Raw genomic sequence first — 25,824 nt, 5'->3', positions numbered from 1 at the left:
CCACCCGGCGTGCGCGCCGCAGCCCCATCAGAACCGGACCGCCCGCCATGACCGATGCCCTGCTCTCCGGACTCCTCGCCGGCTACGGCGTCGCCGTGCCGGTCGGCGCGATCTCCGTACTGGTCGTCACCCTCGCCTCACGCGTCTCGCTCGGGCGGGGCCTGGCCGCCGCGCTGGGGGTCGCCACGGCCGACGGGCTGTACGCGCTCGCGGCGGTGCTGGGCGGCGCGGCGCTCGCGCCGGTGATCGCGCCGGCCGCGGGTGCGCTGGAGGCCGTGGCCGCCGGGGTGCTCGTCCTGCTCGCCGTCCGCGGCCTGTGGGCGACGTGCCGCGACCACCGGACGGAGAACGGCGTGACGCCGCCGGCCCCGGCCTCGCCCCGGCGCACGTACGCGGCGCTGCTCGGCCTGACCCTGCTCAACCCGCTCACCGTGGTGTACTTCACCGCCCTGGTGGTCGGCGGCCGTGCCGGCCCGGGACCGCTCGGCCCGGGGCTGGCGTTCGCCCTCGCCGCGTTCGCCGCCTCGGCGAGCTGGCAGGCGCTGCTCGCCACCGGCGGCGCCCTGCTCCGCCGTGCGCTCACCGGTCCTCGCGCCCGCCTGCTCACCGGCCTCGCCGGTCACACCGTGGTCCTCGCCCTGGCCCTGCGCCTCGCCCTGACGGGCTGAGGCGGACCCCGGGCGGCGCCCGGTCGGCGGGCGTCGGTTCCACGGCTCCCGGCTGTGGATCCGCTTGCCCCCGTCTCCGGAGCCCCACGGGCCGGACGCGGCAGCGCCATCCCGCCGAGGCCACGGACGGCGGGCTCCGGGCACCCGGTCAGTGGTGCGCCGTGCGGCGGAACTCCGAGGGCGGGCAGCCGTAGTGGGCGTGGAAGCGGCGGGTCAGGTGGGCGTGGTCGGTGAAGCCGGCGGTGGCGGCGATGTCGGCGAGGGGCAGGGCCGTGCGGGCGGTCAGCTGGCCGGCCACCTCCAGGCGGACGGCGAGCAGTTCCGCCTGGAAGGAGGTGCCCGCGGTGGCGAGGGCGCGTTGGAGGGTGCGCGGTGCCAGGCCGAGCAGCGCGGCCGTCGCGGGCAGGCGCCAGGGCCGGGCCGGCTCCCGGGCGAAGTACGTGCGGACGGCGTCCAACGGGCGCGGGCCGGCGGCGGGACGGTCGGACCAGCGCAGCCGCCACCCGGCGACCCGGGTCGCGCGCAGGACCTCCCCGGGGCGGCCCGTCGCGCCGTCGGCGAACACCTCGACGCGAGGCGTGCGGCCGGTCACGGCCGCCGTTCCGGCCGTGTACAGGGAACAGACGAGCAGGGATTCGGAGGGGAGGGGAACCCTTCCCAGGGAGGGAACATGACAGATCGTCAGGGATCCGTCGTCGGCCGGTGACCGGCGGGTCCGGTGACCGGCGTGGAACCAGGGTTCCACCAGCCCGGCACGGCCGAGGAGTTCCGGCAGGCCGCCGCACCGGGACAGCTCGGCGAGCAACGGGTCCTCGGCCAGCAGCCGTTCGGCGGCGGTGCGCAGCGCGGGCCAGCCGCGTGCCGCGAGGGCGGCCACCAGCCGCGCGTGCAGCGGCTCCGGTACCGGCAGGCCGTCGCCGAGCAGCCGGGCGCCCTGCCGGCCCGGCTCGCCGGCGTACCGCGGGCCGAGCGTGCGCAGCACCGCCCGGGCCATCGCCGGGCGGACCGTGCGGGCCATGTCGACGCCGGTGCGGGGCATGGCGCGATCGTACAAGCGGACCGGATGCCGCCGCTCCACGATGGCCGGCGTGAACCTCAGCTCGAAGCGCGTCCTCGTCACCGGCGGCACCGGCGGAATCGGCCTCGCCCTCGCCGACGCCCTCACCGCCCTCGGCGCCACCGTCGTCACCTGCGGCCGCTCCGCCGCCGGGCCGCTCGCCGTCCGCGCCGACCTGGCGGTGCCCGGGGAGGCGGCGCGGGTCGTCGCCGAGGCCGTCGAGCGGCTCGGCGGCCTGGACGTCGTGGTCGCCAACGCCGGTGTGCAGTACCCGACCCCGCTCACCCTGGGACCCGATCCGGAGGTCCTCGGCCGGGCCCGGCAGGAGATCGGGGTCAACCTCGCCTCGGTGGTCGAACTCGCGGCCGCCGCGTGGCCGCACCTCGCCGCCGCGGCGCCCGGCGGCCCGCCGCGCGCCGCGTTCGTCGCCGTCACCTCCGCTCTCGCGTACGCGCCCAAGCAGAGCGCTCCGGTCTACTGCGCGACCAAGGCGGCCGTCCACATCCTGCTGGAGTCGCTGCGCCACCAGGCGCGGTCGACCAGCCCCGGGGTGCGGGTGCAGGAGGTCGTGCTGCCGCTCGTCGACACGGCGATGACCGCCGGGCGCGAGGGCCCGACCAGGAAGATCGGCCCGGCCGAGGCCGCCGACGCGATCGTGCGGGGCCTCGTGCGCGGACGCCCCGTCGTCGCCGTCGGCGCCACCCGCGCCCTGCTGGCGCTGCTGCGGCTGGCCCCGCCCGTCGGCCGCCGCGTCCTGCGCGACGGCTGACGGCCGGCGGCGTGGGCGGGCGGGTACCGGTGGCTATGCTGCGGCGCATGGACATCGTGATTCCGCTCTTCGAAGGGTTCGAACCACTCGACGCGATCGGGCCCTACGAGATCCTCGCGCTCGTGCCCGGTGCCACCGTCCGCTTCGTCACCGGCGAACCCGGCCCGGTGCGGGACGCGTTCGGGGCGATGCCGGTGCACGTCGCGACCGCGTACCCGGAGGTGGAGCGCTGCGACGTCCTGCTGATCCCGGGCGGGGGCGGCATCCGGCCCATGCTCGCGGATCCCGCCTTCCTCGACTGGGTGCGCCGGATCCACGCCGGCACCCGGTTCACCACCTCGGTCTGCACGGGCGCCGTGGTGCTCGGCGCGGCCGGCCTGCTGAAGGGCCTGACGGCCACCACCCACTGGGCGGCGACCGCCGAACTGGAGTCCCACGGTGCCGTCTACACCGCCGACCGGGTGGTCCGGCACGACCGGCTGATCACCGCGGCCGGGGTCTCCTCGGGCATCGACATGGCCCTCCGGCTGTCCGCCCTGCTGACCGACGAGGTCACCGCCCAGGCGATCCAGCTCTGCACCGAGTACGACCCGCAACCCCCGTTCGACACCGGCGCCCTGGCCAAGGCCCCGGCCGAGGTCGTGACCCGGGCCCACGCCCTCGGCTAGGCGCGGCGCGGGTGTCGTCGGTGGCCTTGACCGACGTCGCCCCACCTGGCCGTCCCCCTGGCTGACCGCCGTCCGCGCGTCGTACGACACGGTCGCCGACGAAACCGGTGGACCGGCCCGGTGCCGCGCCCTGACGGGACGCTGGACTACCGGTGACCCGGGGCGTCGAATAACTCCGGTGCCTCTTCGATGAGTTCGCGCATCACGGCGCGCAGGGCGAGGACCTCCGGCGAGGAGCACACCCTCGGCCGGCTGCCGCACTCCCCCGGCGCGCGGCCACAGCGCGCGCCGGGAGCGCACGCCGACACACCGGCTGCCGGGGAGGCATGACGCGGAAGACGGGTAGGACAGCCGCGGGACCGGGAGCGGCGCCGCAACCACCGGCGCCGCTCCTCCGGCCGCCTCCCCGTCCCACCCCGTTCGCACAAGTTCGCACAAGGACGTGCCCATGAGCGACGACCCCGCCCAGCTCGCCGTCACCGACCAGATCAGGGCCGCCGGCGAGCACGCCGAACGCCTGCTCATCGCCTCGGGCCGCCCGGCCCCGGTCCGGACCACCCCGGAGCAGGCCCCGCCGTGGTTCCGAGAGACCCGGGCGGTGATGCTCCGCGCCGAGGAGGACGGCAGCCTGCGCCACTGCGACCACCTGGCCGCCCCGCAGCCGACCGCCATCCTCGCCGAGGCAGCGGACCGGCTGGTCTGCTGGGACTGCTACACCAGGGCGCAGGCCCGGCGCAGCTGCCACCTCTGCGGCGGGCCGGCGGGAACGCAGTCCCTGCACGGCGGCGTCGAGGCGGTGATCCGCGGCCCGGCCGCCGTCTACTCCCGCGTCCTCTGCCGCTCCTGCGCCGAACCCACCGGCCCCCGCGGCACCTTCGGCAACGGCCGCTGACCCACGGCCTCGGCACCCGGGCGCTGCGGAGCCCCCCAGCCAGGACGACGGCCCTGCGCCGGTGCCCCCCGCCCACCACCGGGCGGGGGGCACCGGCAGGCGTCAGCGCCGCTTGCCGGGCGGGGTGGTGGAGGAGGCCGGGGGCGAACCCGCGGCCGGGGTGCCGGAGGCCGAACCCGTGGGCCCGGTACTGGCGTTCGGGTCGGTCCTGGGCGCCGGGTCGGGGATGTCCGTCATCGGCAGGGACTGCTTGGGCGCGCCCCGCAGCGCCTGGTTCATGGCGTCCCGCCAGATCGGCCCGGGCCCGGTGGCGCCGAACACCTCGTCGTGGCGCTTGCCGTTGATGGTGATGTCGCGCATCTCCACCCCGCCGTTGGGGCCGCCGAGCCAGACGGCGGTGGCGAGTTGCGGGGTGTAGCCGCTGAACCAGGCCGCCTTCTTCTTGTCCGAGGTGCCGGTCTTGCCGGCGATCTGCCGGTCGCCCTCCAGCTGGAGCGCCGAACCGGTGCCGCCGCCCTCCGTCACACCGTTCAGGATCGTGTTCAGCACCCGGGAGGTGCTCTCGGAGAAGGCCCTCTCGCAGCGGGAGGGCGGGACGGCGACGTCCTTGCCCTCGACCGTGGTGATCCTGCTGATCGCGACCGGGGCGCAGTACGTGCCGCCGGCGGCGAAGGCCGCGTAGACGCCGGCCATGGTCAGCGGGCTCACCTCCTCGACGCCCAGGGCCATCGCGGGGACCTCGTTCAGCGGCTCGCCGCTGGCCCGGGCCGTGATGCCGAGCTTGTTGGCCATCTGCTTGACCGCGCAGAGGCCGATCTCCTGCTCCATCTGCACGAAGTAGGTGTTGACCGAGAGCGCCATCGCCTCCTTCAGCTGGTACGGCCCCTTCTCGCTCGCGGACTCGTTGGGCACCGTCGTCTTCGGTTTGCCGGTGTTCTTCCAGGTCCCCTCGCAGGTCTTCATCGTCGGGTACTCCATCCTGTTCGGGGAGTCGTACTCCTGGGTCGGCGGCAGCCCCGCCTCCATCGCCGCGGCCGCGACGACCGGCTTGAACGTGGAGCCGGGCTGGAAGCCGTTGCCGCCGCCCATCACCGCGTCGACGTTGAGGTTGACCACGGTCTGGTTCTTGCCCTTGTCCAGGCCGTACGGGCGGGTCTGGGCCATCGCCAGGATCCTGCCGGTCCCCGGCTCGACCATGCTGGCGGCGGCCGAGACGCTGTCGGTCACCCGCACGTTGGAGCTCACCGCGTTCTGGGCGGCTGCCTGCTTCTCCGGGTCGAGGGTGGTGTGGACGATCAGGCCGCCCTGGTCCCAGAGCTTCTTGCGCTCGGCGGCGTTGGCGCCGAACGCCGGATCCTGCTTGATCACGTGCTTGACGTAGTCGCAGAAGAAGCCCATGCCCGCCTTGGCGGTGATGCAGCCGTTCTGCGGCCCCCGGTAGTTCAGGCCCAGCGGGGCGGCCTTGGCCTCCTTGGCCTGCTCCTCCGTGATGTGCCGGTTCTCCAGCATCTTGTCGAGCACGGTGTTGCGGCGGTTCAGCGCCGCCTGCGGGTGCGCCTTCGGGTCGTACTTCGAGGGGTTCTGCACCAGGCCGGCCAGGGTCGCGGCCTCGGCGAGGGTGAGGTCCTTGTTGGACTTGCCGAAGTACCGCTGGGAGGCGGCCTCCACGCCGTAGGCGCCGTTCCCGAAGAAGGTGATGTTGAGGTAGTTGGTGAGGATCTGGTCCTTGCTCAGCTCCTCCTCCAGCTTGATCGCCACCTTCAGCTCCTGGATCTTGCGGCCCAGGGTCTTGCGCATGGCCTCCTTGACGGCCTCCTGGTCGTCACCGGCCTTCTCGACGTTGACGTTCTTCACGTACTGCTGGGTCAGCGTGGACGCGCCCTCGGAGGTGGTGCCGCTCTCGGCGTTCTTGCTGATCGCCCGCAGCACGCCCTTGAGGTCGACGGCGCCGTGCTCGTAGAAGCGGGCGTCCTCGATGTCGACCTGGGCCTGCCGCATGTACGGCGACATCTGCTCGGCGGCGAGGACGGTGCGGTCGCGCTCGTAGACCGTGGCGATCAGGCCGCCCTTGGCGTCGAAGATCTGGCTGGTCTGGGTGAGCGGCGGCGCCTTGAAATCGTCCGGGACGTCCTCGAACTCCTCCGCCGTGTTCTTCGCGGTCAGCCCGAGCGCGCCGGCCGCGGGCAGCACGAGGCCGGCGAGCAGCACGCCGGAGACCACGCTCACTCCCACGAAGGTCGCGCTGTAGCGGGCCAGCCGCAGCGGCGACCTCCGGGAGGGCCCGGGCGCGGCGTCGTCGGCCGGGTCCCCGGTCGGAAGAAGATTCGAATCCATACCTGTTGGATGCCGCGGAGGCCGCGGAGCGTTGCACGTTCCGGGCAGTTTCCGTGCGGTTCGGGCCGGAACGGCCCGAAAGGGCAACGCCGGACCGCCGCGCGCGGCCGGTTCCCTCCGCCGGCACCGGCTCGGGCCGGTGACCCCCGCGGAGCGCGCCGTCGGCCCGATCCTGTTTGCTGTCCCTGTCTTTGTCCCTGTCCCCGTCCGGTCCGCCGGGCCCACCACCGTCCGCACCCTCATCCGGAGCCACCCGCCATGACCGCGCCCTCGCCGTCCACCGCCGCCCCGCTGTCCGCCGGCCCGCTGTTCGCCGCCGTCGACATCGGCGGGACCAAGATCGCCGGGGCGCTGGTCGACTCCACCGGGGCACTCGCCCACCGCGTCCAGCTGCCGACGCCGGCCCAGCGGCCGGGTGCCGAGGTGCTGGCGGTGGTGCACCGGGTGCTGGACCGGCTGGCCGCCGCGCCCGCCTGGGGCGCCGTCACGGCGGTCGGCATCGGCAGCGCGGGCCCGGTGGACCTCGCCCGGGGCACGGTCAGCCCGGTCAACATCCCCGGCTGGCGGGAGTTCCCGCTGACCGCCGGGGTCGCCGCCCACCCCGCCATGGGCGCCCGCCCGGTGGCGCTCGCCGGGGACGGCGTGGCGATGGCCGCGGCCGAGCACTGGCTCGGCGCGGCCCGCGGCACCGACAACGCGCTCTGCCTGGTGGTCTCCACCGGGGTCGGCGCCGGCCTGGTGCTGGACGGCGCCGTGCGCCCCGGTCCCAGCGGCAACGCCGGGCACCTCGGCCACATCACCGTCGACCTGGACGGCGAACCGTGCCCGTGCGGCTCGCGCGGCTGTCTGGAGGGCATCGCCAGCGGCACCGCGATCGCCCGGCGGGCCCTCGCCGGGGGCTGGCGGCCCGCCGGCGACGACCGCTCGGCGCGCGCGGTGGCCGAGGACGCGCTGGCCGGGCACCCGGTGGCGCTCGCCGCCTTCGACCGGGCGGCCCAGGCGCTGGCCGCCGGGATCGCCGCCACCGCCGCGCTGGTCGACCTGCGGCGGGTGGTGATCGGCGGCGGGGTGGCGACGGCCGGACCGGTCCTGTTCGAGCCGCTCGCCCGTCATCTGGACCGCTACGCGGCGCTGCCCTACGTCCGCGGTCCGGAGGTGCGCCGCGCCGAACTCGGCACCGACGCCGGGCTGATCGGCGCCGCCGCGCTCTGCCGCTGACCGGCGCGCCCGCGTGGAGCGCGGTGTCAAGAGGGTGGCCACCAGCCGGAACCGCTCCGCGCGCCGGGCGGGTTCGCGGTGCTCCGCGGCCGGCCCGGCCACCGGACCCGCCCCGCAAACCAAGCAGGATCCTGCCCCAGCAGGATCCTACTCATCGATCGGGGTCGCGGCGGAGGTCAGCGGGCGCGACGCCCGTCCGGGATCACCGGAACGCCCCTGGTGAGGGCGGAGGGGTTCGGCAGACGCCGGCGGGCCGGGTGGTGCCCGGAGGACGCCATGGTGAGCGACCCGCGCGGCGAGCCGAACGCCACCCGGGGCGGCACCGCGTGGGCCGCGTCGTCGGAGAGGAAACCGGAGAGGAACCGCCGCTCCGACGGGCTGAGCGTGCGGGAGCGGCCGGAGACCGCGTCCCTGGCGACCACGACCGTCCGTGCCCGCATGAACGTGTGCGCGTCACGGCACACCTTGACCACGACGTGCGCGGAACTGCGCCCCAGTCGTTCGACCGTCAGCCGCACCAGCAACGGTTCCGGCCGGTGGTACAGCTGCTCCAGATAATCGATCTCGTGCCGGGCGATCAGGAATCCCGACGGGAATAGCGATTCCTGGACGGCGACCGCGTGGTGGCAGAACAGGTCGTAAATTCCCTCCTGCACGTAGGAGACCAACCGGGCGTTGTTGATGTGCCCGTTCTCGTCGACGTCGCTCCACCGGGTGGGACAGACCACCACGTGGGCGTTGACGTCCACCAGCTGGGTCGCGGGTGCCGCGCTCACCGCTGCTCGGCCGTGGAACCGGTGAGCAGCAGCGCCCGGCGCAACCGCGCGTAGTAGACGGCGTGTTCGGACGCCATCCGGGCCGCGGTCCAGCCTTCCTCGGCGGCCTCGGCGGCGGCCTCGACGACCAGGCTGTCGAGCACTCCGTCGACCGCCCGGCACAGCTCGGCGACGGCCGCCAGGCGGTCGGCGACCTCCGACCCGCCGGCGGCGCCGCGGGCCGGGAAGGCCGCGAGCGATTCCACCGCGAGCCGCAGCTCGTCGACGGTCTCGGACCTTGATTCCGAAACGAAATTGCGCACAGTTCTCTCCCTGAATGGGTACATTTCTGGATGAGTGAACCCGCTGAGCGGGCTCGTGTTCCCCCGGCGCCATGGACGCTATCCCAGCCCGGGGCGCTACCGGAAGGTATACGGAACCGGAGCGGAAACTGACCACTATTGGAGTAGTTTGGCGTTGCATAAAATCAGCCGCATCCTCCGAATGGCAGTCCGGCCCCGCCCCATTCCGCTCTATTTCGCCACCCCGTCCGCCACCCCTCCCGCCACCCCTTCCCCCGGTCGCGCCCCCTGCCGCGGCGGTCATCCCCCGCTCCCCCAACTGGTCCACCAGCGCGCCTTGTAGAGGTGCGTGCCGGGCAGGCCGCGGCTGCCGTCGGGGCGGTGCAGGGTGAGCACCGAGGTGCACCAGGCGCACGGGCCCGCGTGGTCCGGGGCGGTGGTGAGCAGCCGCCCGGTGCCGGGCTCGTCGCCCACGCTCTTGATGTCCCGCTCGGCCCGCTCGCTGCCCAGCCGGATCCGGGTGAAGCGGTCCGCCGCCGGGTCGAAGCGCCACAGGTGCGCCGCCGTGCTCACCCAGAACCGCCCGGGCGCGGCGAGCACCGGCGCCAGGTCGTGGCCGCCCGGCTCGGGCAGCGGCACCGTCCGCTCGGCGGTGAGCGTCGGCGCGGCCGCGCTGCCGCCCACCCGCAGCGCGGTCAGCCGGTCGTCGCCGAGCGCCCAGAGCAGCCGGGAGCGGCCGTCCCAGTGCACACCGTGCGCGCCCGGCAGCCGGTACTCGGCGTGCGCGGTGCTGCGCGGGCCGAGGGAGGCGGCGTACAGCCGTATCCAGCCGCCGGTGGAGGCGGCGACGGCGACGTTGCCGTCGGGCAGGAGTTCGGCGCTGTGCGGGTTGGCGAGCGGGCCGGTGTCGACGGCCCACCGCGCGGCGCCGGTCGCGGTGTCGACGACGGCCGCCAGGCCCCCGGAGGCGGTGGCCAGCAGGTACCGGCGGCCGTGCCGCACCCGGCTCTTGACCTCGTCCGGCAGCTCCCAGCTGCGGCGCGGGTCGAGGTCGTCGAGGTCGCCGGCGGTGTCCGCGGACCACGACCAGACCACCGGCCGGCGGTCCGGCCCCCGGTAGCCGACCAGTTCCTCCGCGCTCCGCACCACCAGCACCCGCCGCGACGCCTGGTCCACCACGGCCACCGCCCACCCCGGCCCCACCCCGGCGGCGGTCGCGGGGACCGCGCCGGCGCCCACCACGAGGGCCGCCAGGCCCGCCGTCGCCCGCCACAGCCGTGCCCGCTTCGACACCGCCGGCACCTCCCGTCGTCCGTCCCCCGCCACCACCGTGCGGTGCGCCCCGGCCGGCCGCCAGCGCACGGCCCCGACCGGCCTAAGACCACCACCTGTCGTACCCGGCTGGTTAGATCGGAACCGGAGGGCACCGTGAGAGGAACCGGAGAAACGATGAGCACGGCCAGCAGGACCGACGCACAGGCACCCGAGCCGCACGCCGCCGACACCCACGACCTGATCCGCGTGCACGGGGCGCGCGAGAACAACCTCAGGGACGTCAGTATCGAGATCCCCAAGCGCCGGCTGACGGTGTTCACGGGGGTCTCCGGTTCGGGCAAGAGCTCCCTGGTCTTCGACACCGTCGCGGCGGAGTCGCAGCGGCTGATCAACGAGACGTACAGCGCGTTCGTGCAGGGCTTCATGCCGTCGGTGGCCCGGCCCGACGTGGACGTGCTGGACGGCCTGACCACCGCGATCATCGTCGACCAGCAGCGGATGGGCGCGGACCCGCGCTCCACCGTCGGCACGGCGACCGACACCAACGCGATGCTGCGGATCCTGTTCAGCCGGCTCGGGCAGCCGCACATCGGCTCGGCCAAGGCGTTCTCCTTCAACGTCGCCTCGATCAGCGGGGCGGGCGCGGTCACCGTGGAGCGCGCCGGCAAGACGGTCAAGGAGCGGCGCAGCTTCAGCGTCACCGGCGGCATGTGCCCGCGCTGCGAGGGCCGCGGCGCGGTCTCGGACATCGACCTCACCCAGCTCTACGACGACACCAAGTCGCTCGCCGAGGGCGCGATCACGGTGCCCGGCTACACCGGGGACGGCTGGATGACGCGGATCTTCAGCGGCTCCGGCTTCCTGGACGCGGACAAGCCGATCCGCGACTACACCGAGCGGGAGTTGCAGGACTTCCTCTACCGCGAGCCGACCAAGGTGAAGGTCAACGGCATCAACCTCACCTACGAGGGGCTGGTCCCGAAGGTCCAGAAGTCCATCCTCGCCAAGGACCGGGAGGCGATGCAGCCGCACATCCGGGCGTTCGTGGACCGCGCGGTCGCCTTCGCCTCCTGTCCCGACTGCGACGGCACCCGGCTGACCGAGGCCGCCCGCTCCTCCAAGGTCCGCGGGATCAGCATCGCCGACGCGTGCCGGATGCAGATCAGCGACCTCGCCGCCTGGGTGCGCGAGCTCGACGAGCCCTCGGTGGCACCGCTGCTCGCCGCGCTCCGCCAGACCCTGGACTCCTTCGTGGAGATCGGCCTCGGCTACCTCTCGCTGGAGCGGCCGGCCGGCACGCTCTCCGGCGGCGAGGCGCAGCGGGTGAAGATGATCCGCCACCTCGGCTCCTCGCTCACCGACGTCACCTACGTCTTCGACGAACCCAGCACCGGTCTGCACCCGCACGACATCCGGCGGATGAACGGTCTGCTGCGGCAGCTGCGGGACAAGGGCAACACGGTGCTGGTGGTGGAGCACAAGCCCGAGGTGATCGCGATCGCCGACCACGTGGTGGACCTCGGTCCGGGCGCGGGCTCGGCGGGCGGCACCGTCTGCTTCGAGGGCTCGGTGCAGGGCCTGCGGGCGGCGGGCACGGTCACCGGCCGGCACCTCGACGACCGGGCGTCGGTGAAGGAGACGGTGCGCACACCCACCGGCAAGCTGGCGATCCGCGGCGCGAACGCGCACAACCTGCGGGACGTCGACGTGGACATCCCGCTCGGCGTGCTGGTCGTGGTGACCGGGGTGGCCGGCTCGGGCAAGAGCTCGCTGGTGCACGGCTCGATACCGGCCGGGGAGGGGGTGGTGTCGGTCGACCAGAGCCCGATCCGCGGCTCGCGGCGCAGCAACCCGGCCACCTACACCGGTCTGCTGGAGCCGATCCGCAAGGCGTTCGCCAAGGCCAACGGGGTCAAGCCGGCGCTGTTCAGCGCCAATTCCGAGGGCGCCTGCCCGACCTGCAACGGCGCGGGCGTCGTCTACACGGACCTGGCGATGATGGCCGGGGTGGCCACCACCTGCGAGGACTGCGAGGGCCGGCGGTTCGACGCCTCGGTGCTGGAGTACCACCTCAGCGGCAAGGACATCAGCGAGGTGCTGGCGATGCCGGTGACGGAGGCGGAGGCCTTCTTCGCCGCCGGCGAGGCCCGCACGCCGGCCGCCCACCGGATCCTCAGCCGCCTGGTGGACGTCGGCCTCGGCTACGTCAGCCTCGGCCAGCCGCTGACCACCCTCTCCGGCGGCGAGCGGCAGCGGCTGAAGCTGGCCACCCACATGGGCGACAAGGGCGGCGTCTACGTCCTGGACGAGCCGACCACCGGCCTCCACCTGGCCGACGTCGAGCAGTTGCTCGGGCTGCTGGACCGGCTCGTCGACTCCGGCAAGTCCGTCGTCGTCGTGGAGCACCACCAGGCCGTGATGGCCCACGCCGACTGGATCGTCGACCTCGGGCCGGGGGCCGGCCACGACGGCGGGCGCGTCGTCTTCGAGGGCACCCCCGCCGAGCTGGTGGCCGCCCGGTCCACCCTCACCGGCCGGCACCTGGCGGAGTACGTGGGCGCCTGAGCGCCCTCGCCCCGGGGCCGGCCGGTGGACCGGCCGGCCCCGGGGACCTACCGCCCGGCGACGGTGTCGGCGAGGCGGGCGAGCGGGGAGGTGCGGGGGCGGCGGCCGGCCGCCTCCCGCCGGTCGGCGGTGTGGTAGGCGGCGTAGAGGGCGTGCACGCCCAGCCAGCGGAGGGGTTCGGGCTCCCAGCGACGGACGGTGTGGCCGACCCAGGGCAGCCGGGTGAGTTCGGTGTCGTGGCCGAGGACGAGGTCGCGCAGGGTGCGGCCGGCCAGGTTGGTGGTGGTCACCCCGCTGCCGACGTAGCCGCCCGCCCACCCGAGGCCGCTGCGGCGGTCCAGGTCGACGGTGGCGCACCAGTCGCGGGGCACGCCGAGCACCCCGGCCCAGGCGTGCTCGATCCGGGCGCCGCGCGCGGCGGGGAAGAACGCGCCCAGGATCTCCCGGAGCTGACGGACGGTCGCGGGCTGGGTGGCGCCGTCGGTGTCCGTCCGGGAGCCGAAGCGGTAGGGGACGCCGCGCCCGCCGAGGGCGATCCGGTCGTCGGCGGTGCGCTGGGCGTACATGTAGGCGTGGGCGAAGTCGCCGAGCACCTCGCGGCCCTCCCAGCCGGTCTGCGCCCAGAAGGACGGCGGCAGCGGCTCGGTGGCGATCATCGCCGAGTTCATCGGCAGCCAGGTGCGCCGCTCGCCCGCGAGGCCGGAGGTGAAGCCCTCGGTGGCGCGCAGCACGTAGCGGGCGGTGACGGTGCCGTGCGGGGTGACCGCCCGGGGCCGGCGGCCGCCGCGGATCTCCGTCACCCGGGTGCCCTCGTAGAGGTCGACGCCCAGCCGCTCGACGGTGTCCGCGAGGCCGGCGGCGAGCTTGGCGGGCTGGACGCGGGCGCCGTGCGGGCTCCAGACGCCGCCGAGGGCGCCGGCGACGCGCAGCCGCCCGGCGGTCTCGGCGGCGCCGAGTTCGTGGACGCGGTCGGGACCGTAGCCGCGCTCGGTCTCGGCGAACTCGCGCAGCCGGGCCAGTTGGGCGGGGGTGCGGGCGACCTCCAGCACGCCGCCGCGCACCACGTCGGCGTCGATGCCCTCGGCGTCCAGGGTGTCCGCCACCTCGCCGACCGCCGCGTCCATCATCCGCTGCATCGCGGCAGCGGGCCGCTGCCCGTAGCGGCGGGCGAAGGCGCCGCGCCCGGCGAAGCCGTTGTAGAGCCAGCCGCCGTTGCGTCCGGAGGCGCCGTAGCCGCAGAACCGCTGTTCGAGGACGGCGATCCGCAGCCCCGGTTCGGCCTTCTTGAGGTAGTACGCCGTCCACAGGCCGGTGTAGCCGCCGCCGACCACGCAGACGTCGACCTCCCGGTCGCCGGGCAGGGCCGGGCGCGGCTCGGGCAGCCCGAGCCCGCCCCACCAGAAGGACACCCCGCCGTTCACACCCGTGCCACCGGATCCCACGGACCCCGACCTCCACCTCGCGCCGACCGTTTCCCGGGACGGTACGCCCGCGAGCCCTCCGCGAACCACCGGCAGCCTGCAAGGATCAGGGGCCCGGCCCGGGCACTCTGTCAGGCCAGCAGGCGTGCGAGGACGGCACCGGCCGGCTCGTCCCCGTCCGCCCCGGAGGCGGCGCAGCGGGCGTCGAAGGCCGCGTCGCGGGCGCGGGCGAGGACGGCGGCGTCCCGGTCGGGGTCGAGGAGGACGGAGCGTCCCGGGGCCAGGTGCAGCAGCACGCTCTCCGCGCTCCAGTCGGCGGTGAGTTCGACGAGGCCGGTGTCCGCGCCGGCCATGGCGTCGGCGAGGCCGCGCAGGGCGGTGAACGCCCAGATCATGCCGGGGAGTTCGAAGTCGACGCGGGTGTCGAAGTCGACGATGAGCGCGCCGGTGGCGTTGTCGTGGCGCAGGACGAGGCCGCCGTCCTCGTCGAGGCCGTGGAGGAGGGCGGCGTGGTCGCCGTCGATCCAGCGGTCGCACTCCGCGAGGGCGGCGGGCAGTTCGGCGCGGTAGCGGCGGCGGACGGCCTCCTCGCGCCAGGGGGTGCAGAGGCCCGCCCAGTCGGACGCGGGCCGGGTGGAGGGCGGGGCGACCGGCGAGCGGAGGAACTCCCGCAGCCGTGCCCGGTCCGTGGTGACCGCCGCCGTCACCGTGAGGTACCTCGCCATCTCCGCCCCTCCCTGGGTGGCCTGCCGCGCCGGGTGCGCGCGGCGCCGATTCTGCCCGCCCCCACCGACAGCGGCGGCGGGCGGAGCGGCGTGGAGCAGACCTCAGCCGAGGGTGGAGCCGGTGACGGGCTCACCGATCGGGATGCTCCGGCCGGCGAAGCCGGTCTTGACGAACTGCCAGGTCAGACCGTTGATCACGCCCTGGCCGAGGGGCGCGAACTTCGCGAAGGCGGGCTGGCTGAGGTCGATGTGGGTGGCGTCGCAGGACGGACACTGGTCCTTGACGGGCACGGTGAGGGTCTTGCCCTGGTAGGTCACCTTGACCGAGATGCCCTTGCAGAGCGGGTCGTTGTTGGGGTTGGCGGTGGTCCACCAGGTGTGCGAGACGGCGACGAGCAGCTGGGTGGCGGCGTTGATCTGGGTGCCGCAGGCGCCGTAGCCGGCGTCGTTGTAGTAGGTGGCCTTGCCGCTCATCGGCTGGTTGACCGGTATCGCGGCGCTCGCGGTGCCGGCGCTCAGGGCGAGCAGCGCGGCGGTGGCCACCGGGACGCCCGCCAGGATCCGGAGGTTCGGGACAACGCGCATGTGGGTCCTCCCAGTTGGGTCGTGTGAACAGGACCCTAGGCAGGCACCTCCGGAGCGGTACAGACATCTGACGTGTTGTCATGAACACAATCCGGGATGCTTTACCGGACCGGCCGAAGGAGGGACGATACGTGACCGCACGACTCCCCCGCGCGTTCGGCAGGGTGCCCGTTCCCACGCCCCCGGAGGCCCCGTGCGCACCATCGCCAAGCTCGCCGCCCTCACCGCCGTCCTCGCCCCGGCCCTGACCGGCGCCCTCTCCGGACCACCCGCCGCCGCACAGCCCCGGGAGGTGAACCAGGGCTACAGCATCCCGGTCGGCGCCGTCACCGACCTCGGCGCGCTCCCCGTCCTCGGCGGCCTCGGCCTGGACTTCGCCCGGCTACTGGGGGCGTGAGCGCCCGTCAGATGTGACGAGAGGCCCGCCCGGACGCGCTCCGGGGCGGGCCCTTCGTGCCCGGCGGGGTTTCTTCCGCTGCGAAAGTTAGTAATCCCGACACGCCCCCGACAGGCCGGAACACGCCGCCGCAGTCTTCCCGTCACCACCCGGCCATCCTCCGCAACATGCCGCCACACGGCCGCAACACCCCGTCCCACCAGGCAGAACGGGTGATTGACAGGGAGGCACGGGCTTCAGCACGATGAGCGCCGAGCCCACTCGCAGCGCCCCGGACCAGGAAGGAGGGCCGATGAGCACCCTTCACCGCACCGCCCCGGCCCGCCTGCGCTGTCGCTGTTGTCGCGGGGCCTTCGCCCGCTGATCCCGGCCCTCCGGCCGTCAGTCCTCCCCGGCACCCGTGTGCCGCCCTGCGCCGCGCCGCCCTGCCCGCCTCCGCCGCCGCCGGGGCGTCCTCGCGCATCCCCTTTCCCCTCCACCAGAGTCGAGGAATCGCCATGTCCACCTCCACCTCCCCCGCCACCGCCCTGCGCCTCACCCCGGCCGCCGGCCGGATCGGCGCGATCGTGCACGACGTCCGCCTCGGCGGCGACCTGCCCGCCGAGACCGTCGCCGCCCTCGAAGCCGCGCTGTACGAGCACAAGGTGCTGTTCTTCCGCGGCCAGCGGCACCTCGACGACGCCGGGCACGAGGCCTTCGCCCGCCTGCTGGGCCACCCGGTCGGCCACCCCACCGTCCCCAGCGCCGACGGCCGGTACGTCTTCGAACTGGACGCCACCAAGGGCGTGCGCGCCAACAACTGGCACACCGACGTCACCTTCGTGCCGTCCTACCCCAAGGCCTCGATCCTGCGCGCCCTGGAGCTGCCGCCGGCCGGCGGCTCCACCGTGTGGGCCAACACCGCGGCCGCCTACCAGGACCTGCCGCAGCCGCTGAAGACGCTGGCCGAGTCGCTGCGCGCCGTGCACACCAACGACTACGACTACGCGGCGAGCCTCGCGCTGCGCCCGGAACTGGCCGAGAACGCCGAGGTCGCCGACCTCTTCCGCAAGGTGTTCGTCTCGACGGCCTTCAGGACCGAGCACCCGGTGGTCCGCGTCCACCCGGTGACCGGCGAGAAGAGCCTCCTGCTCGGCGCCTTCGCCCAGCGGATCCAGGGCGTCTCGGGCGCCGACAGCAAGGCGCTGATCGCGCTGTTCCAGCGCTACGTGGAGCGCCTGGAGAACACCGTGCGCTGGGACTGGCAGGTCGGCGACGTCGCGATCTGGGACAACCGCGCCACCCAGCACTACGCGGTCAACGACTACGGCGACGAGCCGCGCCTGGTGCGCCGGATCACCCTGGACGGCGACCTGCCGGCGGGCGTGGACGGCACGGCGAGCCGGCTGCTGGAGCCCGTCGAGCCGCCGCGGGTCGCCGGGCTGGTGCCCGCCGAGCAGCTGGAGGCCGAGGCCGCCGAGAACTCCTGAGCCGGCCCGAACTCCCCGAACTCCCCGGAAGGCGAAGCATGTTCACCCAGGATCAGACCGCGGCCGGCACCCGCCCGCGCACCGGGGACGCGCGGCGGGACGTCAACGCCGCCGCCGTCCTGCGGGCGGTGCTGGACCACGGGCCGGTGGCCCGCAGCCGGGTCGCCGCGCTCACCGGTCTGAGCCCGGCCGCGGTCTCCCGCCAGGTGGTCGACCTCGTCCGGCTCGGACTGCTCCACGAGCGGCCCGAACTGGCCGGCCCCGGCGCCGGCGCGGTCGGCCGCCCGCAGCTCCCGGTGGACGTCGACACCGGCCGGATCGCGGTGGCCGGCCTGCACATCGGCCTGCCGTACACCACCTTCGCCTTCCTCGACCCACGCGGAAACGTGCTGCACCGCCGGGAGTTGAGCAACCGGGGCCGCACCGGCGCGGCGGTGCTGCGGCCGCTGCTGGAGCGGCTGCCCGGGCTGCTCGCCGACGCCCCGGACGGCCGCACCGTGGTCGGCCTCGGCGCCGTCGCCGGCGGCGCGGTCGACCGCGAGCGCGGGGTGGTCACCCGTCACGACCCGCTCGACTGGCGGGACCTTCCGCTCGGCGCGCTGCTGGCCGAGACCACCGGGCTGCCCGTCCAGGTGGACAACCACGCCCGGGCGCTGGCCCAGGCCGAGATCCTGTTCGGCCACCCGGCGGCCCGGCGCTCGCTGGTGCACCTGTTCGTCGGCCACGTGGTGGACGCGGCGCTCGCCGTGGCCGGCACCGTGCACGTCGGGCCGGCCTCGCCGACCGGGGACGTCGCCCACCTGCCGGTGCCGGACAGCGACGCGCCGTGCCACTGCGGCCGCACCGGCTGTCTGGCGGTCGCCGCCTCGGACACCACGCTGTTCGAGGCGGCGGCCGCCGAAGGAATCACCGAACGGCCCGACCGCGCCGCGCTGGTGGCCGCCGTCCGGGCCGGCGACCCGCGGGCCGACCGGCTGGTGCGCCGGCGCGCGGAGACCGTCGGCCGGGCACTCGCCCTGCTGGCCGACGTGGTCAACCCCGACCTGCTGGTGCTGACCGAGACCTTCGCCCTGCTCGACCCCGCCTACCTGGACGTGGTGCGCGACGAGTTCACCCGCCGCTCGCACCTGCGGCGCGACGCCGACCTGGTGATCGCCCAGCAGCGCGGCGCCGATGTGCTCGCCGTGGCCGCCGGAGCGGCCGCGCTCGGCACCCTGTACGCCCGCCCGGTGCACGCCCTGACCACCGCCCCGCGCTCGCCCTGACCGCCCCCGCACCGCCCCATCCCCGCAGAGGATCCCCACTCGTGACCAGCTTCCCCACCGCCTCCCCGCTCTCCCGCCGCGCGCTGCTGCGCGGCAGCCTGGCCGGCGCCGGCCTGCTGACCCTGGCCGCCTGCCGCTCGGCCGCCGACACCGCCGCCGGCCGCGGCGCCGGCGACGCGGCGGGCCCGCGCCGCGGCGGCGTCCTCACGGTCGGCGCCGGCGTCGACTTCACCCCGGCCCTGCTGTTCGCCCAGAGCGCCAACACCCTCGTCCAGCGGCTGGTCTTCAACACCCTGACCCGCTACGACGACCAGCTGAAGCCGCAGCCCGAACTCGCCACCTCCTGGCAGCTCGCCCCGGACGGCACCGAGGTCACGCTCCGCCTGCGCGAGGACGTCACCTTCCACAGCGGCCGCCGGTTCACCGCCGACGACGTGGTGTTCGCCGTCAAGAACCTGCAGAACCCGGCGCGTTCGGCCCAGCTGCGCTCGACCGCCGCCGCCGTCAAGGACTTCCGCAAGAACGGCGACTTCGAGCTGACCCTCGTCCTCGCCCACCCCGTGAGCAACATCTTCGACCTCTTCGAGTTCATGATCGTGCCGGACTCGGAGAGCGTCGAGGAGGCCTTCGCCGGGACGAAGCTGGTCGGCACCGGCCCCTACACCCTCACCGAGCGCAAGCCCGGCAGCTCGATCACCTTCGCCCGCAACGAGAAGTACTGGAACCCCGGCCGCCCCTACCTCGACGGCGTCGAGATCCGGGTGATCCCCCAGAGCGAATCGCTGCTCTCCTCCCTGAAGACCGGCCAGACCCACCTCTCCTACCACGTCCGCGGCAAGGACCTCGCCGCCCTGCGCAGCGACCGGCAGTTCCGCATCACCTCCTACGACACCGGCGGCGGCGCGTACTACATCGGCGTCAACCTCACCGCCGAGCACGTCGGCGACAAGCGCGTCCGGCAGGCCATCGCCTGGGCCGTCGACCGCGAACGGCTGGTCCAGCAGGCGCTCGGCGGCCACGGCACCGTCTCCGCCACGCCCTGGCCCAAGTCCTCCCCCGCGTACAGCGCGGAGGCCGCCGCCCACTACCGCCACGACCCGGAGCGGGCACGGCAGTTGCTCAAGGACGCCGGGCTCACCGGCATCACCCTGCCGTTCGCGCACAGCAACGACCCGGGCAACACCGCCGTGGCGCAGGTCCTCCAGTACGACCTCCAGCAGGTCGGCATCGAGACCGTGCTGCAGCCCACCGACTCGCCCACCATGCAGAAGCAGCTCATCGCCCAGTCCATGCCCGCGCTGTGGACGCTGAGCCACGGCTTCGCCCAACTCCACCCCGCCACCCTGGCGGTGAGCGCCTACCCGTTCAACGAGGCCAGGAACAGCTCCCACTTCAGCTCGCCCGCCTACACCGACATCGTGCAGCGCGCCTGGAAGCGGCCGGACAGCGACAGCGACGAGGCCAAGGCGCTCTACCGGCGGATCACCGACACCCTGCTGGACGAACAGTTCGTGATCGACCTCGCGATCGCCGGACTCACCGAGGTCGCCGGCGGCAAGGTCAGCGGCGCCACCCTCAACAAGTTCGGCTACCTCAACCTCGACGACGCCTACTTCACGGCCTGAGCGGACGGCCCGAACCATGCGAAGCTTCCTCCTCAAGCGGCTGCCCTCCGGGCTGCTCGTCCTCCTCCTCGCCTCCTTCGTGGTCTTCCTCATCCTGCGCCTCATCCCCGGCGACCCCGCCACCACCCTGGCCGGCCCCGACGCCGGACCGCAGGCCGTCGCCGCGATCCGCGCGCAACTCGGCCTGGACGAACCCCTGCTGACCCAGTACCTGCACTGGCTCGGCGCGCTGCTCACCGGCGACCTCGGGCGCAGCTACGCGATCGGCGGCCAGGTGGCCGAGCTGATCGGCGACGGGATCGGCGCGACCGTCCAACTCACCGCCGCCGCCCTGCTGCTGGTCGTGCTGCTGGCCCTGCCGCTGGGCGTGCTCGGCGCCACCGCCGAGCGCCGGCCGGTCGCCGCCGCCGTCCGCGCCTTCACCACCGCCGTGCTGGCCGTACCGCCGTTCGTCACCGGCGTGCTGCTGGTGCTGCTCTTCGCGGTCACCCTCGGACTGCTGCCCGCCGGCGGCCACGAGTCCCTGCTCGACGCCCCCGACCTCGCACTGCAGTACCTGCTGCTGCCCGCCGTCTGCCTCGCCCTGCCCAGTGCCGCGGTGCTCGCCCGCTACCTCAAGGACGGCATCGAACGGGCGCTCGCCGAGGACTACGTGCGCACCGCCACCGCCGCCGGCGTCTCCCGGCGCCGGATCGTCTGGCGGCACGCCCTGCCCAACGCGCTGCCGTCCGCCGTCACCGTGCTCGGCCTGCAGATCGGCCACCTGGTCGCCGGAGCGGTGCTGGTGGAGCGGATCTTCGCCTGGCCCGGCCTCGGCCAGCTCGTCGAACAGGGCGTGCTGCGCCGCGACTACCCCGTGGTGCAGGCCCTGCTGCTGCTGACCGTCGCCGGCTACGTCGCCGTCCAGCTGCTCACCGACCTCGTGTACGCCTGGCTCGACCCCCGGATCCGGTGGGAGTAACCGATGACCGCCCTGACCGCCCCCGCCCCGGCGCGCCCCGCGCGCGCCGCCGTCCGCAACCGGTACCTCGCCGGGCTGCTCACCGCCCGCGGGCTGACCGGGCTCGCCCTGGTCGGCACCGTCGCGCTGGCCGGCCTGCTCGCCCCGCTGCTCACCGGCCACGACCCGAACGCCCAGGGACCGCTCGCGCTCGCCGGTCCCAGCGCCGCGCACCCGCTGGGCACCGACGACCTCGGGCGCGACCTGCTCAGCCGGGTCCTGCACGGCATCACCACCGACCTCGCGCTGACCTTCGGCGCCGTCCCGGCGGGCGCGCTGCTCGGCTGCTCGCTCGCCCTGCTGGCGGCCACCCACCGCTGGGCCGACACCGCCGTCCAGCGGCTGTTCGACCTGGTGCTCGCCTTCCCCGGGCTGATCCTGGCGCTGGCCGTCACCGCCGTGCTCGGCCCGGGCCGCTGGCCGGTGTTCATCGTCATCGCGCTCGCCGAGATCCCGCTGTTCGGGCGCCAGTTGCGCTCGGGCATCCTGGTCCAGCGGGAGCGCGAGTACGCGCTGGCCGCCCGGGTCGGCGGCGCCTCCCGGGCCCGGGTGCTGCTGCGGCACGTGCTGCCGAACGCCGTCGACCCGCTGATCGTGCAGAGCGCGGTGGCGCTGTCGGTCGGCGTGTTCATCGAGGGCGCGATGAGCTTCCTCGGGCTCGGCGTACGCCCGCCGGAGCCGACCCTCGGCTCGATCCTCAGCCAGTCCGTCGGCTACCTCGCCACCCACCCGACCTTCGCGGCCGCCCCGCTGGCCGCGACCACCGCGCTGGTGCTCGGCTTCACGCTGATCGCCGAGGCCCTGAACCGGGGGATCCGCCGATGACCGCCACCGCACCGTCCGAAGGCACCGCCGCCCGCACCGACCGCGCCGTCCTGCGGGTCACCGACCTCACCGTGGCGTTCGACGGCACCACCGCCGTGGACGGCGTCGGCTTCGCGCTGGCCGCCGGGGAGACCCTCGGCCTGGTCGGCGAGTCCGGCTCCGGCAAGTCCACCACCGCGCTCGCCCTGCTGCGCATGCTCCCGGCCGGCGGCCGGATCACCCGCGGCTCGGTGGAGCTGGCCGGCCAGGACCTCGCCGCCCTGCCCGAACCGGCGCTGCGCGCCGTCCGCGGGCGGCGGATCGCGATGGTCTTCCAGGACCCGATGTCCTCGCTCAACCCGGTGCTCACCGTCGGCAAGCAGCTCGACGAGGCGCTGCGCGCCCACGGCAACCACCCCGACAAGCGCGAACGCGCCTCCCGCTCCCTGGAGTTGCTCGACCTCGTCGGCATCCCCGACGCCGCCGCACGGCTGCGCGACCACCCGCACCAGTTCTCCGGCGGCCAGCGCCAGCGCATCATGATCGCCCTCGCCCTCGCCAACGACGCCCAGGTGCTGGTCGCCGACGAACCGACCACCGCCCTCGACCCGACCGTCCAGCAGCAAATCCTCCGCCTGCTCACCCGGATCAACCGGGAGACCGGCACCGCGCTCGTGGTGATCAGCCACGACCTCGGGGTGATCGCCCGGACCTGCCGCCGGCTGCTGGTCATGCGCGACGGCCGGGTGGTCGAGTCCGGGACCACCGACGAGGTCCTCACCGCACCGCAACACCCCTACACCAAGCAGCTGTTGGCCGCCGTCCCACGCCTGGAGACGCCCTCGCCGGCCGCCGCCAACAGCACGCCGGGGGCCGAGCCGCTGCTCACCGTCGGCGGCCTGCGCAAGACCTACGGCGCACGGCGGCGCGCGGTCACCGCACTGGACGGCGTCGACCTGGTGCTGCACCCCGGCGAGACGCTCGGCCTAGTCGGCGAGTCCGGCTCCGGCAAGTCCACCCTGGCCCGCGCCCTGGTCCAGGTGCACGCCCCGAGCGGCGGCGAAATCCGCTTCCGGGGGCAGGAGTTCGGACGCGGCGGCGAACGGGCCGCGCGGCGCGAGGTCCAACTGGTCTTCCAGGACCCGTACTCCTCGCTGAACCCCCGGATGACCGCCGGGCAGATCGTCGCCGAACCGCTGATCGCTCACGGCTTGGGCGACCGGGCCGCCCGCGCCCGGCGGGTGGCCGAGCTGCTGGAGCAGGTCGGCCTCGACCCCGAGAGCGCCGGCCGGCACCCGCGCGCCTTCTCCGGAGGCCAGCGCCAACGCATCGGCATCGCCCGGGCGCTGGCACCCGAGCCGAGCGTGCTGATCTGCGACGAGCCGGTCTCCGCCCTCGACGTCTCGGTGCAGGCCCAGGTGCTCGACCTGCTCGCCCGCCTCCAGCGCGAGCTCGGCCTCGCCCTGCTGTTCATCGCCCACGACCTCGCGGTCGTCCGCCAGGTGAGCCACCGGATCGCGGTCATGCACCGCGGCCGGATCGTCGAGACCGGACCGGCCGACCGGGTCGTCACCGCGCCCGAGCACCCGTACACCGCCGAACTCCTCGCCGCCGTCCCCCGCCTGGACACCCGGCCCGCCGCCCTCACCACCACCCGGAGCACCGCATGACCGCCGCACCGCGCCACGACGCGTACCGCGACCCGTACGCCGGCTTCCCCGGCACCGTCGGCCGCACCTTCCGCGACTCCGCCCCCGCCTGGCCCCGGCGGGTCCGCCCGCGCGAGGGCGCGCCCAACATCGTCGTCGTCCTGGTCGACGACCTCGGCTACAGCGACATCGGCCCGTTCGGCGCCGAGATCCCCACCCCGGCCCTGGACGGCCTCGCCGAGCGCGGCGTCAAACTCGCCAACTACCACACCATGCCGCTCTGCTCCCCCGCCCGCGCGGCCCTGCTCACCGGCCTCAACCCGCACCGGGTCGGCTACTCCTTCGTCGCCAACGCCGACCCCGGCTTCCCCGGCTACGGCATGGAGATCGCCGGCGACATCCCCACCCTCGCCGAACTGCTGCACGACGCCGGCTACGCCACCTACGCCGTCGGCAAGTGGCACCTCACCCGCGACTCCGCCTCCAACGCGGCCGACAACCGCGCCAACTGGCCGCTGCAGAAGGGCTTCGACCAGTACTACGGCGTCCTGGAGGGCCTCACCAGCCTCTTCCACCCGCACCAACTCGTCCGCGACAACAGCCCGCTGGACATCGACGACCTCCCCGACGGCTACTACTACACCGACGACATCACCGACCGCGCCATCGACATGGTCACCTCGCTGCGCGCCCACGACGCCGACAAGCCGTTCTTCCTCTACCTCGCCCACAACGCCGTGCACGGCCCGCTGCAGGCCAAGCCCGAGGACCTCGCCCGCCACCGGGGCCGCTACGACGACGGCTGGGACGCGCTGCGCGCCGACCGGTTCGCCCGCCAGCTCGCCGCCGGCCACTTCCCGCCCGGCACCGAACTGCCCGACCGCAACACCGAGTCCGGCCACGAGGTCGGCCCGTGGAGCGAGCTCACCCCCGCCCAGCGGCAGCTCTACGCCCGCTACATGGAGGTCTACGCCGCCATGGTCGACAACGTCGACCAGAACCTCGGCCGGCTGCTGGACACCCTCACCGCGCTCGGTGAACTCGACAACACCATCGTGGTGTTCACCTCCGACAACGGCGGCACCGGCGAGGGCGGCGCCGAAGGCACCCGCAGCTACTTCAGCCGCTTCGTCCACCACCCCCGCCTGCCCGCGGACTGGAACCCCGACGTCGAACGGGAGACCGAGCTGATCGGCGGTCCGCGCTCGCTCGTCCACTACCCGCGCGGCTGGGGCATGGCCTCCAACACCCCGTTCCGCCTCTACAAGGGCCAGACCCACGCGGGCGGCGTCCGGGTGCCCTTCGTGCTCTCCTGGCCCGCCGGCCTCCCGCGCACCGAGGGCGACCCCGGCGTGCGCACCCAGTACCAGTACGTCACCGACCTGCTGCCCACGCTGCTCGACCTCGCCGGCCTCGACCGGCCCGCGCGGCGCGGTGGAACCGAGGTCCAGTCGCTGGACGGCACCACCTTCGCCCCCGTGCTGCGCGACCCGGCCGCCCCCTCCACCCACCCCGAGCAGTACTGCGAGATGACCGGCAACCGCAGCTACTACCGGGACGGCTGGAAGCTCGTCACCCTGCACCGCCCCGGCGCCCCGTACGACGACGGCGAGTGGGCGCTGTACGACCTGCGCACCGACCCCACCGAGATCCACGACCTCGCCGCCGAACACCCCGGCCTGGTCAAGGAGCTGTCCGAGGCCTGGGAGGCCGCCGCCTGGCGCAACGGCGTCTTCCCGCTCGCCGACGCCAGCGGCGCCCTCGCCCTGCGCCACCCCGACGACGCCCGGCTGCGCCGCCCGCTGCGCCTGCTCGCCGGCACGCCCGAACTGGAGCGGTACCGCTCGTCCCGGCTGATCTCCTTCCGCTCCTTCGCCATCGAGGTCGAACTCGCCCGGCACGGCGCCGGGGACGCGGGCGTCCTGGTCTCGCACGGCGACCAGGGCGGCGGCTACAGCCTCTACGTCGAGGACGGCCGGCTGCACCTCGCCTACAACCAGTACGGCGAACTCCTCGACACCGACGCCGGCCCGCTCGCCCCCGGCGCCCACCTGATCACCGTCGAGGCGACGGCCGTGGCCGGGCTGCGCTGGGACTTCCGGCTCCTGGTGGACGGCGCCGAGACCGGTCGGCTCGGTCCCGTCCACCAGCTCATCGGCATGGCCCCGTTCCAGGGCATCAGCGTCGGCGTCGACCGCCGGTCCCCCGTCTCCTGGCCGGTGTACGAGCGCCACCGCTCCTTCCGCTACAGCGGCGGGCTGCGCGCCGTCACCTACCTTCCCGGCGCCCCGGCCCCCGACGACCCCGAAACCGTCGCCCGCGCCCTGCGGGAGGCCGCCGCCGCGTTCGAATGACGGATCATCACGCTATCCTCCGGAAGG

General features: G+C 74.6%; 22 protein-coding genes. 14 read left to right on the top strand and 8 right to left on the bottom strand.

The features are described 5' to 3' along the window. The first annotated feature begins 47 nt into the window (after positions 1-47). On the top strand, positions 48-668 hold the full coding sequence (locus ABT238_RS06610) for a LysE family transporter (RefSeq protein ID WP_350755786.1): 621 nt from the start codon (positions 48-50) through the stop codon (positions 666-668). A gap of 148 nt (positions 669-816) precedes the next feature. On the opposite strand, the gene ABT238_RS06605 is transcribed toward ABT238_RS06610, so the two are convergent. Beyond that, positions 817-1,707 carry a helix-turn-helix transcriptional regulator gene (locus tag ABT238_RS06605; protein WP_350755784.1) on the bottom strand — a complete coding sequence of 297 codons (891 nt, stop codon included), beginning with the start codon at positions 1,705-1,707 and terminating at the stop codon, positions 817-819. A gap of 49 nt (positions 1,708-1,756) precedes the next feature. Here ABT238_RS06605 and ABT238_RS06600 point away from each other — a divergent pair, with 49 nt between their 5' ends. The 3 genes from ABT238_RS06600 to ABT238_RS06590 all read left to right on the top strand — a co-directional run bounded on the left by ABT238_RS06600 (position 1,757) and on the right by ABT238_RS06590 (position 4,054). Next, entirely contained in the window at positions 1,757-2,494 is a 738-nt protein-coding gene (locus ABT238_RS06600; protein WP_350755782.1) for an SDR family NAD(P)-dependent oxidoreductase, read from the top strand. Between the two features lie 47 nt (positions 2,495-2,541). Beyond that, positions 2,542-3,162 carry a DJ-1/PfpI family protein gene (locus tag ABT238_RS06595; protein ID WP_350755780.1) on the top strand — a complete coding sequence of 207 codons (621 nt, stop codon included), beginning with the start codon at positions 2,542-2,544 and terminating at the stop codon, positions 3,160-3,162. A 448-nt stretch (positions 3,163-3,610) separates the two neighbouring features. Beyond that, on the top strand, positions 3,611-4,054 hold the full coding sequence (locus tag ABT238_RS06590) for a hypothetical protein (protein ID WP_350755777.1): 444 nt from the start codon (positions 3,611-3,613) through the stop codon (positions 4,052-4,054). A gap of 102 nt (positions 4,055-4,156) precedes the next feature. Here ABT238_RS06590 and ABT238_RS06585 read toward each other — a convergent pair whose 3' ends face one another. Beyond that, positions 4,157-6,388, bottom strand: a complete 2,232-nt coding sequence (locus ABT238_RS06585) for a transglycosylase domain-containing protein (RefSeq protein ID WP_350755775.1) — start codon at positions 6,386-6,388, stop codon at positions 4,157-4,159. A gap of 258 nt (positions 6,389-6,646) precedes the next feature. On the opposite strand from ABT238_RS06585, the gene ABT238_RS06580 reads away from it, so the two are divergent. Continuing rightward, positions 6,647-7,606: an ROK family protein gene (locus tag ABT238_RS06580; protein ID WP_350755773.1), complete on the top strand. Its 960-nt coding sequence runs from the start codon at positions 6,647-6,649 to the stop codon at positions 7,604-7,606. A gap of 176 nt (positions 7,607-7,782) precedes the next feature. Here the strand turns inward: ABT238_RS06580 and ABT238_RS06575 are convergent, their stop codons facing one another. The 3 genes from ABT238_RS06575 to ABT238_RS06565 form a co-directional block, all read right to left on the bottom strand. Further along, the gene (locus ABT238_RS06575) at positions 7,783-8,382 is read right to left on the bottom strand and encodes an acyl-CoA thioesterase (protein ID WP_350570738.1); all 600 of its coding nucleotides are present in this window, start codon (positions 8,380-8,382) and stop codon (positions 7,783-7,785) included. Continuing rightward, positions 8,379-8,684, bottom strand: coding sequence for a hypothetical protein (locus tag ABT238_RS06570; protein ID WP_350570737.1), 306 nt, complete (start codon positions 8,682-8,684; stop codon positions 8,379-8,381). Before ABT238_RS06570 ends, ABT238_RS06575 begins: the two co-directional genes overlap by 4 nt. A 279-nt stretch (positions 8,685-8,963) precedes the next feature. Further along, positions 8,964-9,956, bottom strand: coding sequence for a DUF6528 family protein (locus ABT238_RS06565; protein WP_350570736.1), 993 nt, complete (start codon positions 9,954-9,956; stop codon positions 8,964-8,966). 156 nt (positions 9,957-10,112) lie between these two features. Between ABT238_RS06565 and ABT238_RS06560 the strand changes: the two genes are divergently transcribed. Continuing rightward, entirely contained in the window at positions 10,113-12,503 is a 2,391-nt protein-coding gene (locus ABT238_RS06560; protein WP_350755771.1) for an ATP-binding cassette domain-containing protein, read from the top strand. Positions 12,504-12,550: 47 nt separating this feature from the next. Here the strand turns inward: ABT238_RS06560 and ABT238_RS06555 are convergent, their stop codons facing one another. The 3 genes from ABT238_RS06555 to ABT238_RS06545 all read right to left on the bottom strand — a co-directional run bounded on the left by ABT238_RS06555 (position 12,551) and on the right by ABT238_RS06545 (position 15,234). Continuing rightward, positions 12,551-13,924 (bottom strand): NAD(P)/FAD-dependent oxidoreductase, encoded by a 1,374-nt coding sequence (locus ABT238_RS06555; protein WP_350755769.1) that lies wholly within the window; start codon positions 13,922-13,924, stop codon positions 12,551-12,553. A gap of 131 nt (positions 13,925-14,055) precedes the next feature. Continuing rightward, a complete protein-coding gene (locus ABT238_RS06550) occupies positions 14,056-14,649 on the bottom strand; it encodes a hypothetical protein (RefSeq protein ID WP_350570732.1) in 594 nt (197 codons plus the stop codon). 102 nt (positions 14,650-14,751) lie between these two features. Beyond that, entirely contained in the window at positions 14,752-15,234 is a 483-nt protein-coding gene (locus ABT238_RS06545; RefSeq protein ID WP_350755767.1) for a cysteine/serine endopeptidase inhibitor, read from the bottom strand. Positions 15,235-15,427: 193 nt separating this feature from the next. Here ABT238_RS06545 and ABT238_RS06540 point away from each other — a divergent pair, with 193 nt between their 5' ends. The 8 genes from ABT238_RS06540 to ABT238_RS06505 all read left to right on the top strand — a co-directional run bounded on the left by ABT238_RS06540 (position 15,428) and on the right by ABT238_RS06505 (position 25,797). After that, the gene (locus tag ABT238_RS06540) at positions 15,428-15,631 is read left to right on the top strand and encodes a hypothetical protein (RefSeq protein ID WP_350570728.1); all 204 of its coding nucleotides are present in this window, start codon (positions 15,428-15,430) and stop codon (positions 15,629-15,631) included. 497 nt (positions 15,632-16,128) lie between these two features. Then, positions 16,129-17,100 carry a TauD/TfdA dioxygenase family protein gene (locus ABT238_RS06535; RefSeq protein ID WP_350570727.1) on the top strand — a complete coding sequence of 324 codons (972 nt, stop codon included), beginning with the start codon at positions 16,129-16,131 and terminating at the stop codon, positions 17,098-17,100. 38 nt (positions 17,101-17,138) lie between these two features. Next, a complete protein-coding gene (locus ABT238_RS06530) occupies positions 17,139-18,365 on the top strand; it encodes an ROK family transcriptional regulator (protein WP_350570726.1) in 1,227 nt (408 codons plus the stop codon). Positions 18,366-18,406: 41 nt separating this feature from the next. Further along, positions 18,407-19,990 carry an ABC transporter substrate-binding protein gene (locus ABT238_RS06525; protein WP_350570724.1) on the top strand — a complete coding sequence of 528 codons (1,584 nt, stop codon included), beginning with the start codon at positions 18,407-18,409 and terminating at the stop codon, positions 19,988-19,990. A 16-nt stretch (positions 19,991-20,006) separates the two neighbouring features. Next, a complete protein-coding gene (locus tag ABT238_RS06520) occupies positions 20,007-20,951 on the top strand; it encodes an ABC transporter permease (RefSeq protein WP_350570722.1) in 945 nt (314 codons plus the stop codon). Positions 20,952-20,954: 3 nt separating this feature from the next. Further along, on the top strand, positions 20,955-21,815 hold the full coding sequence (locus ABT238_RS06515; RefSeq protein ID WP_350570720.1) for an ABC transporter permease: 861 nt from the start codon (positions 20,955-20,957) through the stop codon (positions 21,813-21,815). Next, positions 21,812-23,464: an ABC transporter ATP-binding protein gene (locus ABT238_RS06510; protein WP_350755765.1), complete on the top strand. Its 1,653-nt coding sequence runs from the start codon at positions 21,812-21,814 to the stop codon at positions 23,462-23,464. The genes ABT238_RS06515 and ABT238_RS06510 overlap by 4 nt, the downstream gene beginning before the upstream one ends. Next, a complete protein-coding gene (locus tag ABT238_RS06505) occupies positions 23,461-25,797 on the top strand; it encodes an arylsulfatase (protein ID WP_350755763.1) in 2,337 nt (778 codons plus the stop codon). Before ABT238_RS06510 ends, ABT238_RS06505 begins: the two co-directional genes overlap by 4 nt. Positions 25,798-25,824 lie beyond the last annotated feature (27 nt).

Source organism: Kitasatospora sp. NPDC001527 (assembly GCF_040298605.1).
Classification (GTDB): Bacteria; Actinomycetota; Actinomycetes; order Streptomycetales; family Streptomycetaceae; genus Kitasatospora.
Note: the sequence above shows the minus strand (reverse complement) of the source record. Positions and strands in the feature narration are given on the sequence as shown.

Coding starts and splice junctions, on each gene's coding strand:
- ABT238_RS06610 (WP_350755786.1), top strand. CDS start 48: ATGACCGATGCCCTGCTCTCCGGACTCCTCGCCGGCTACGGCGTCGCC.
- ABT238_RS06605 (WP_350755784.1), bottom strand. CDS start 1,707: ATGCCCCGCACCGGCGTCGACATGGCCCGCACGGTCCGCCCGGCGATG.
- ABT238_RS06595 (WP_350755780.1), top strand. CDS start 2,542: ATGGACATCGTGATTCCGCTCTTCGAAGGGTTCGAACCACTCGACGCG.
- ABT238_RS06590 (WP_350755777.1), top strand. CDS start 3,611: ATGAGCGACGACCCCGCCCAGCTCGCCGTCACCGACCAGATCAGGGCC.
- ABT238_RS06585 (WP_350755775.1), bottom strand. CDS start 6,388: ATGGATTCGAATCTTCTTCCGACCGGGGACCCGGCCGACGACGCCGCG.
- ABT238_RS06580 (WP_350755773.1), top strand. CDS start 6,647: ATGACCGCGCCCTCGCCGTCCACCGCCGCCCCGCTGTCCGCCGGCCCG.
- ABT238_RS06560 (WP_350755771.1), top strand. CDS start 10,113: ATGAGCACGGCCAGCAGGACCGACGCACAGGCACCCGAGCCGCACGCC.
- ABT238_RS06550 (WP_350570732.1), bottom strand. CDS start 14,649: ATGGCGAGGTACCTCACGGTGACGGCGGCGGTCACCACGGACCGGGCA.
- ABT238_RS06545 (WP_350755767.1), bottom strand. CDS start 15,234: ATGCGCGTTGTCCCGAACCTCCGGATCCTGGCGGGCGTCCCGGTGGCC.
- ABT238_RS06535 (WP_350570727.1), top strand. CDS start 16,129: ATGTCCACCTCCACCTCCCCCGCCACCGCCCTGCGCCTCACCCCGGCC.
- ABT238_RS06530 (WP_350570726.1), top strand. CDS start 17,139: ATGTTCACCCAGGATCAGACCGCGGCCGGCACCCGCCCGCGCACCGGG.
- ABT238_RS06520 (WP_350570722.1), top strand. CDS start 20,007: ATGCGAAGCTTCCTCCTCAAGCGGCTGCCCTCCGGGCTGCTCGTCCTC.
- ABT238_RS06515 (WP_350570720.1), top strand. CDS start 20,955: ATGACCGCCCTGACCGCCCCCGCCCCGGCGCGCCCCGCGCGCGCCGCC.
- ABT238_RS06510 (WP_350755765.1), top strand. CDS start 21,812: ATGACCGCCACCGCACCGTCCGAAGGCACCGCCGCCCGCACCGACCGC.
- ABT238_RS06505 (WP_350755763.1), top strand. CDS start 23,461: ATGACCGCCGCACCGCGCCACGACGCGTACCGCGACCCGTACGCCGGC.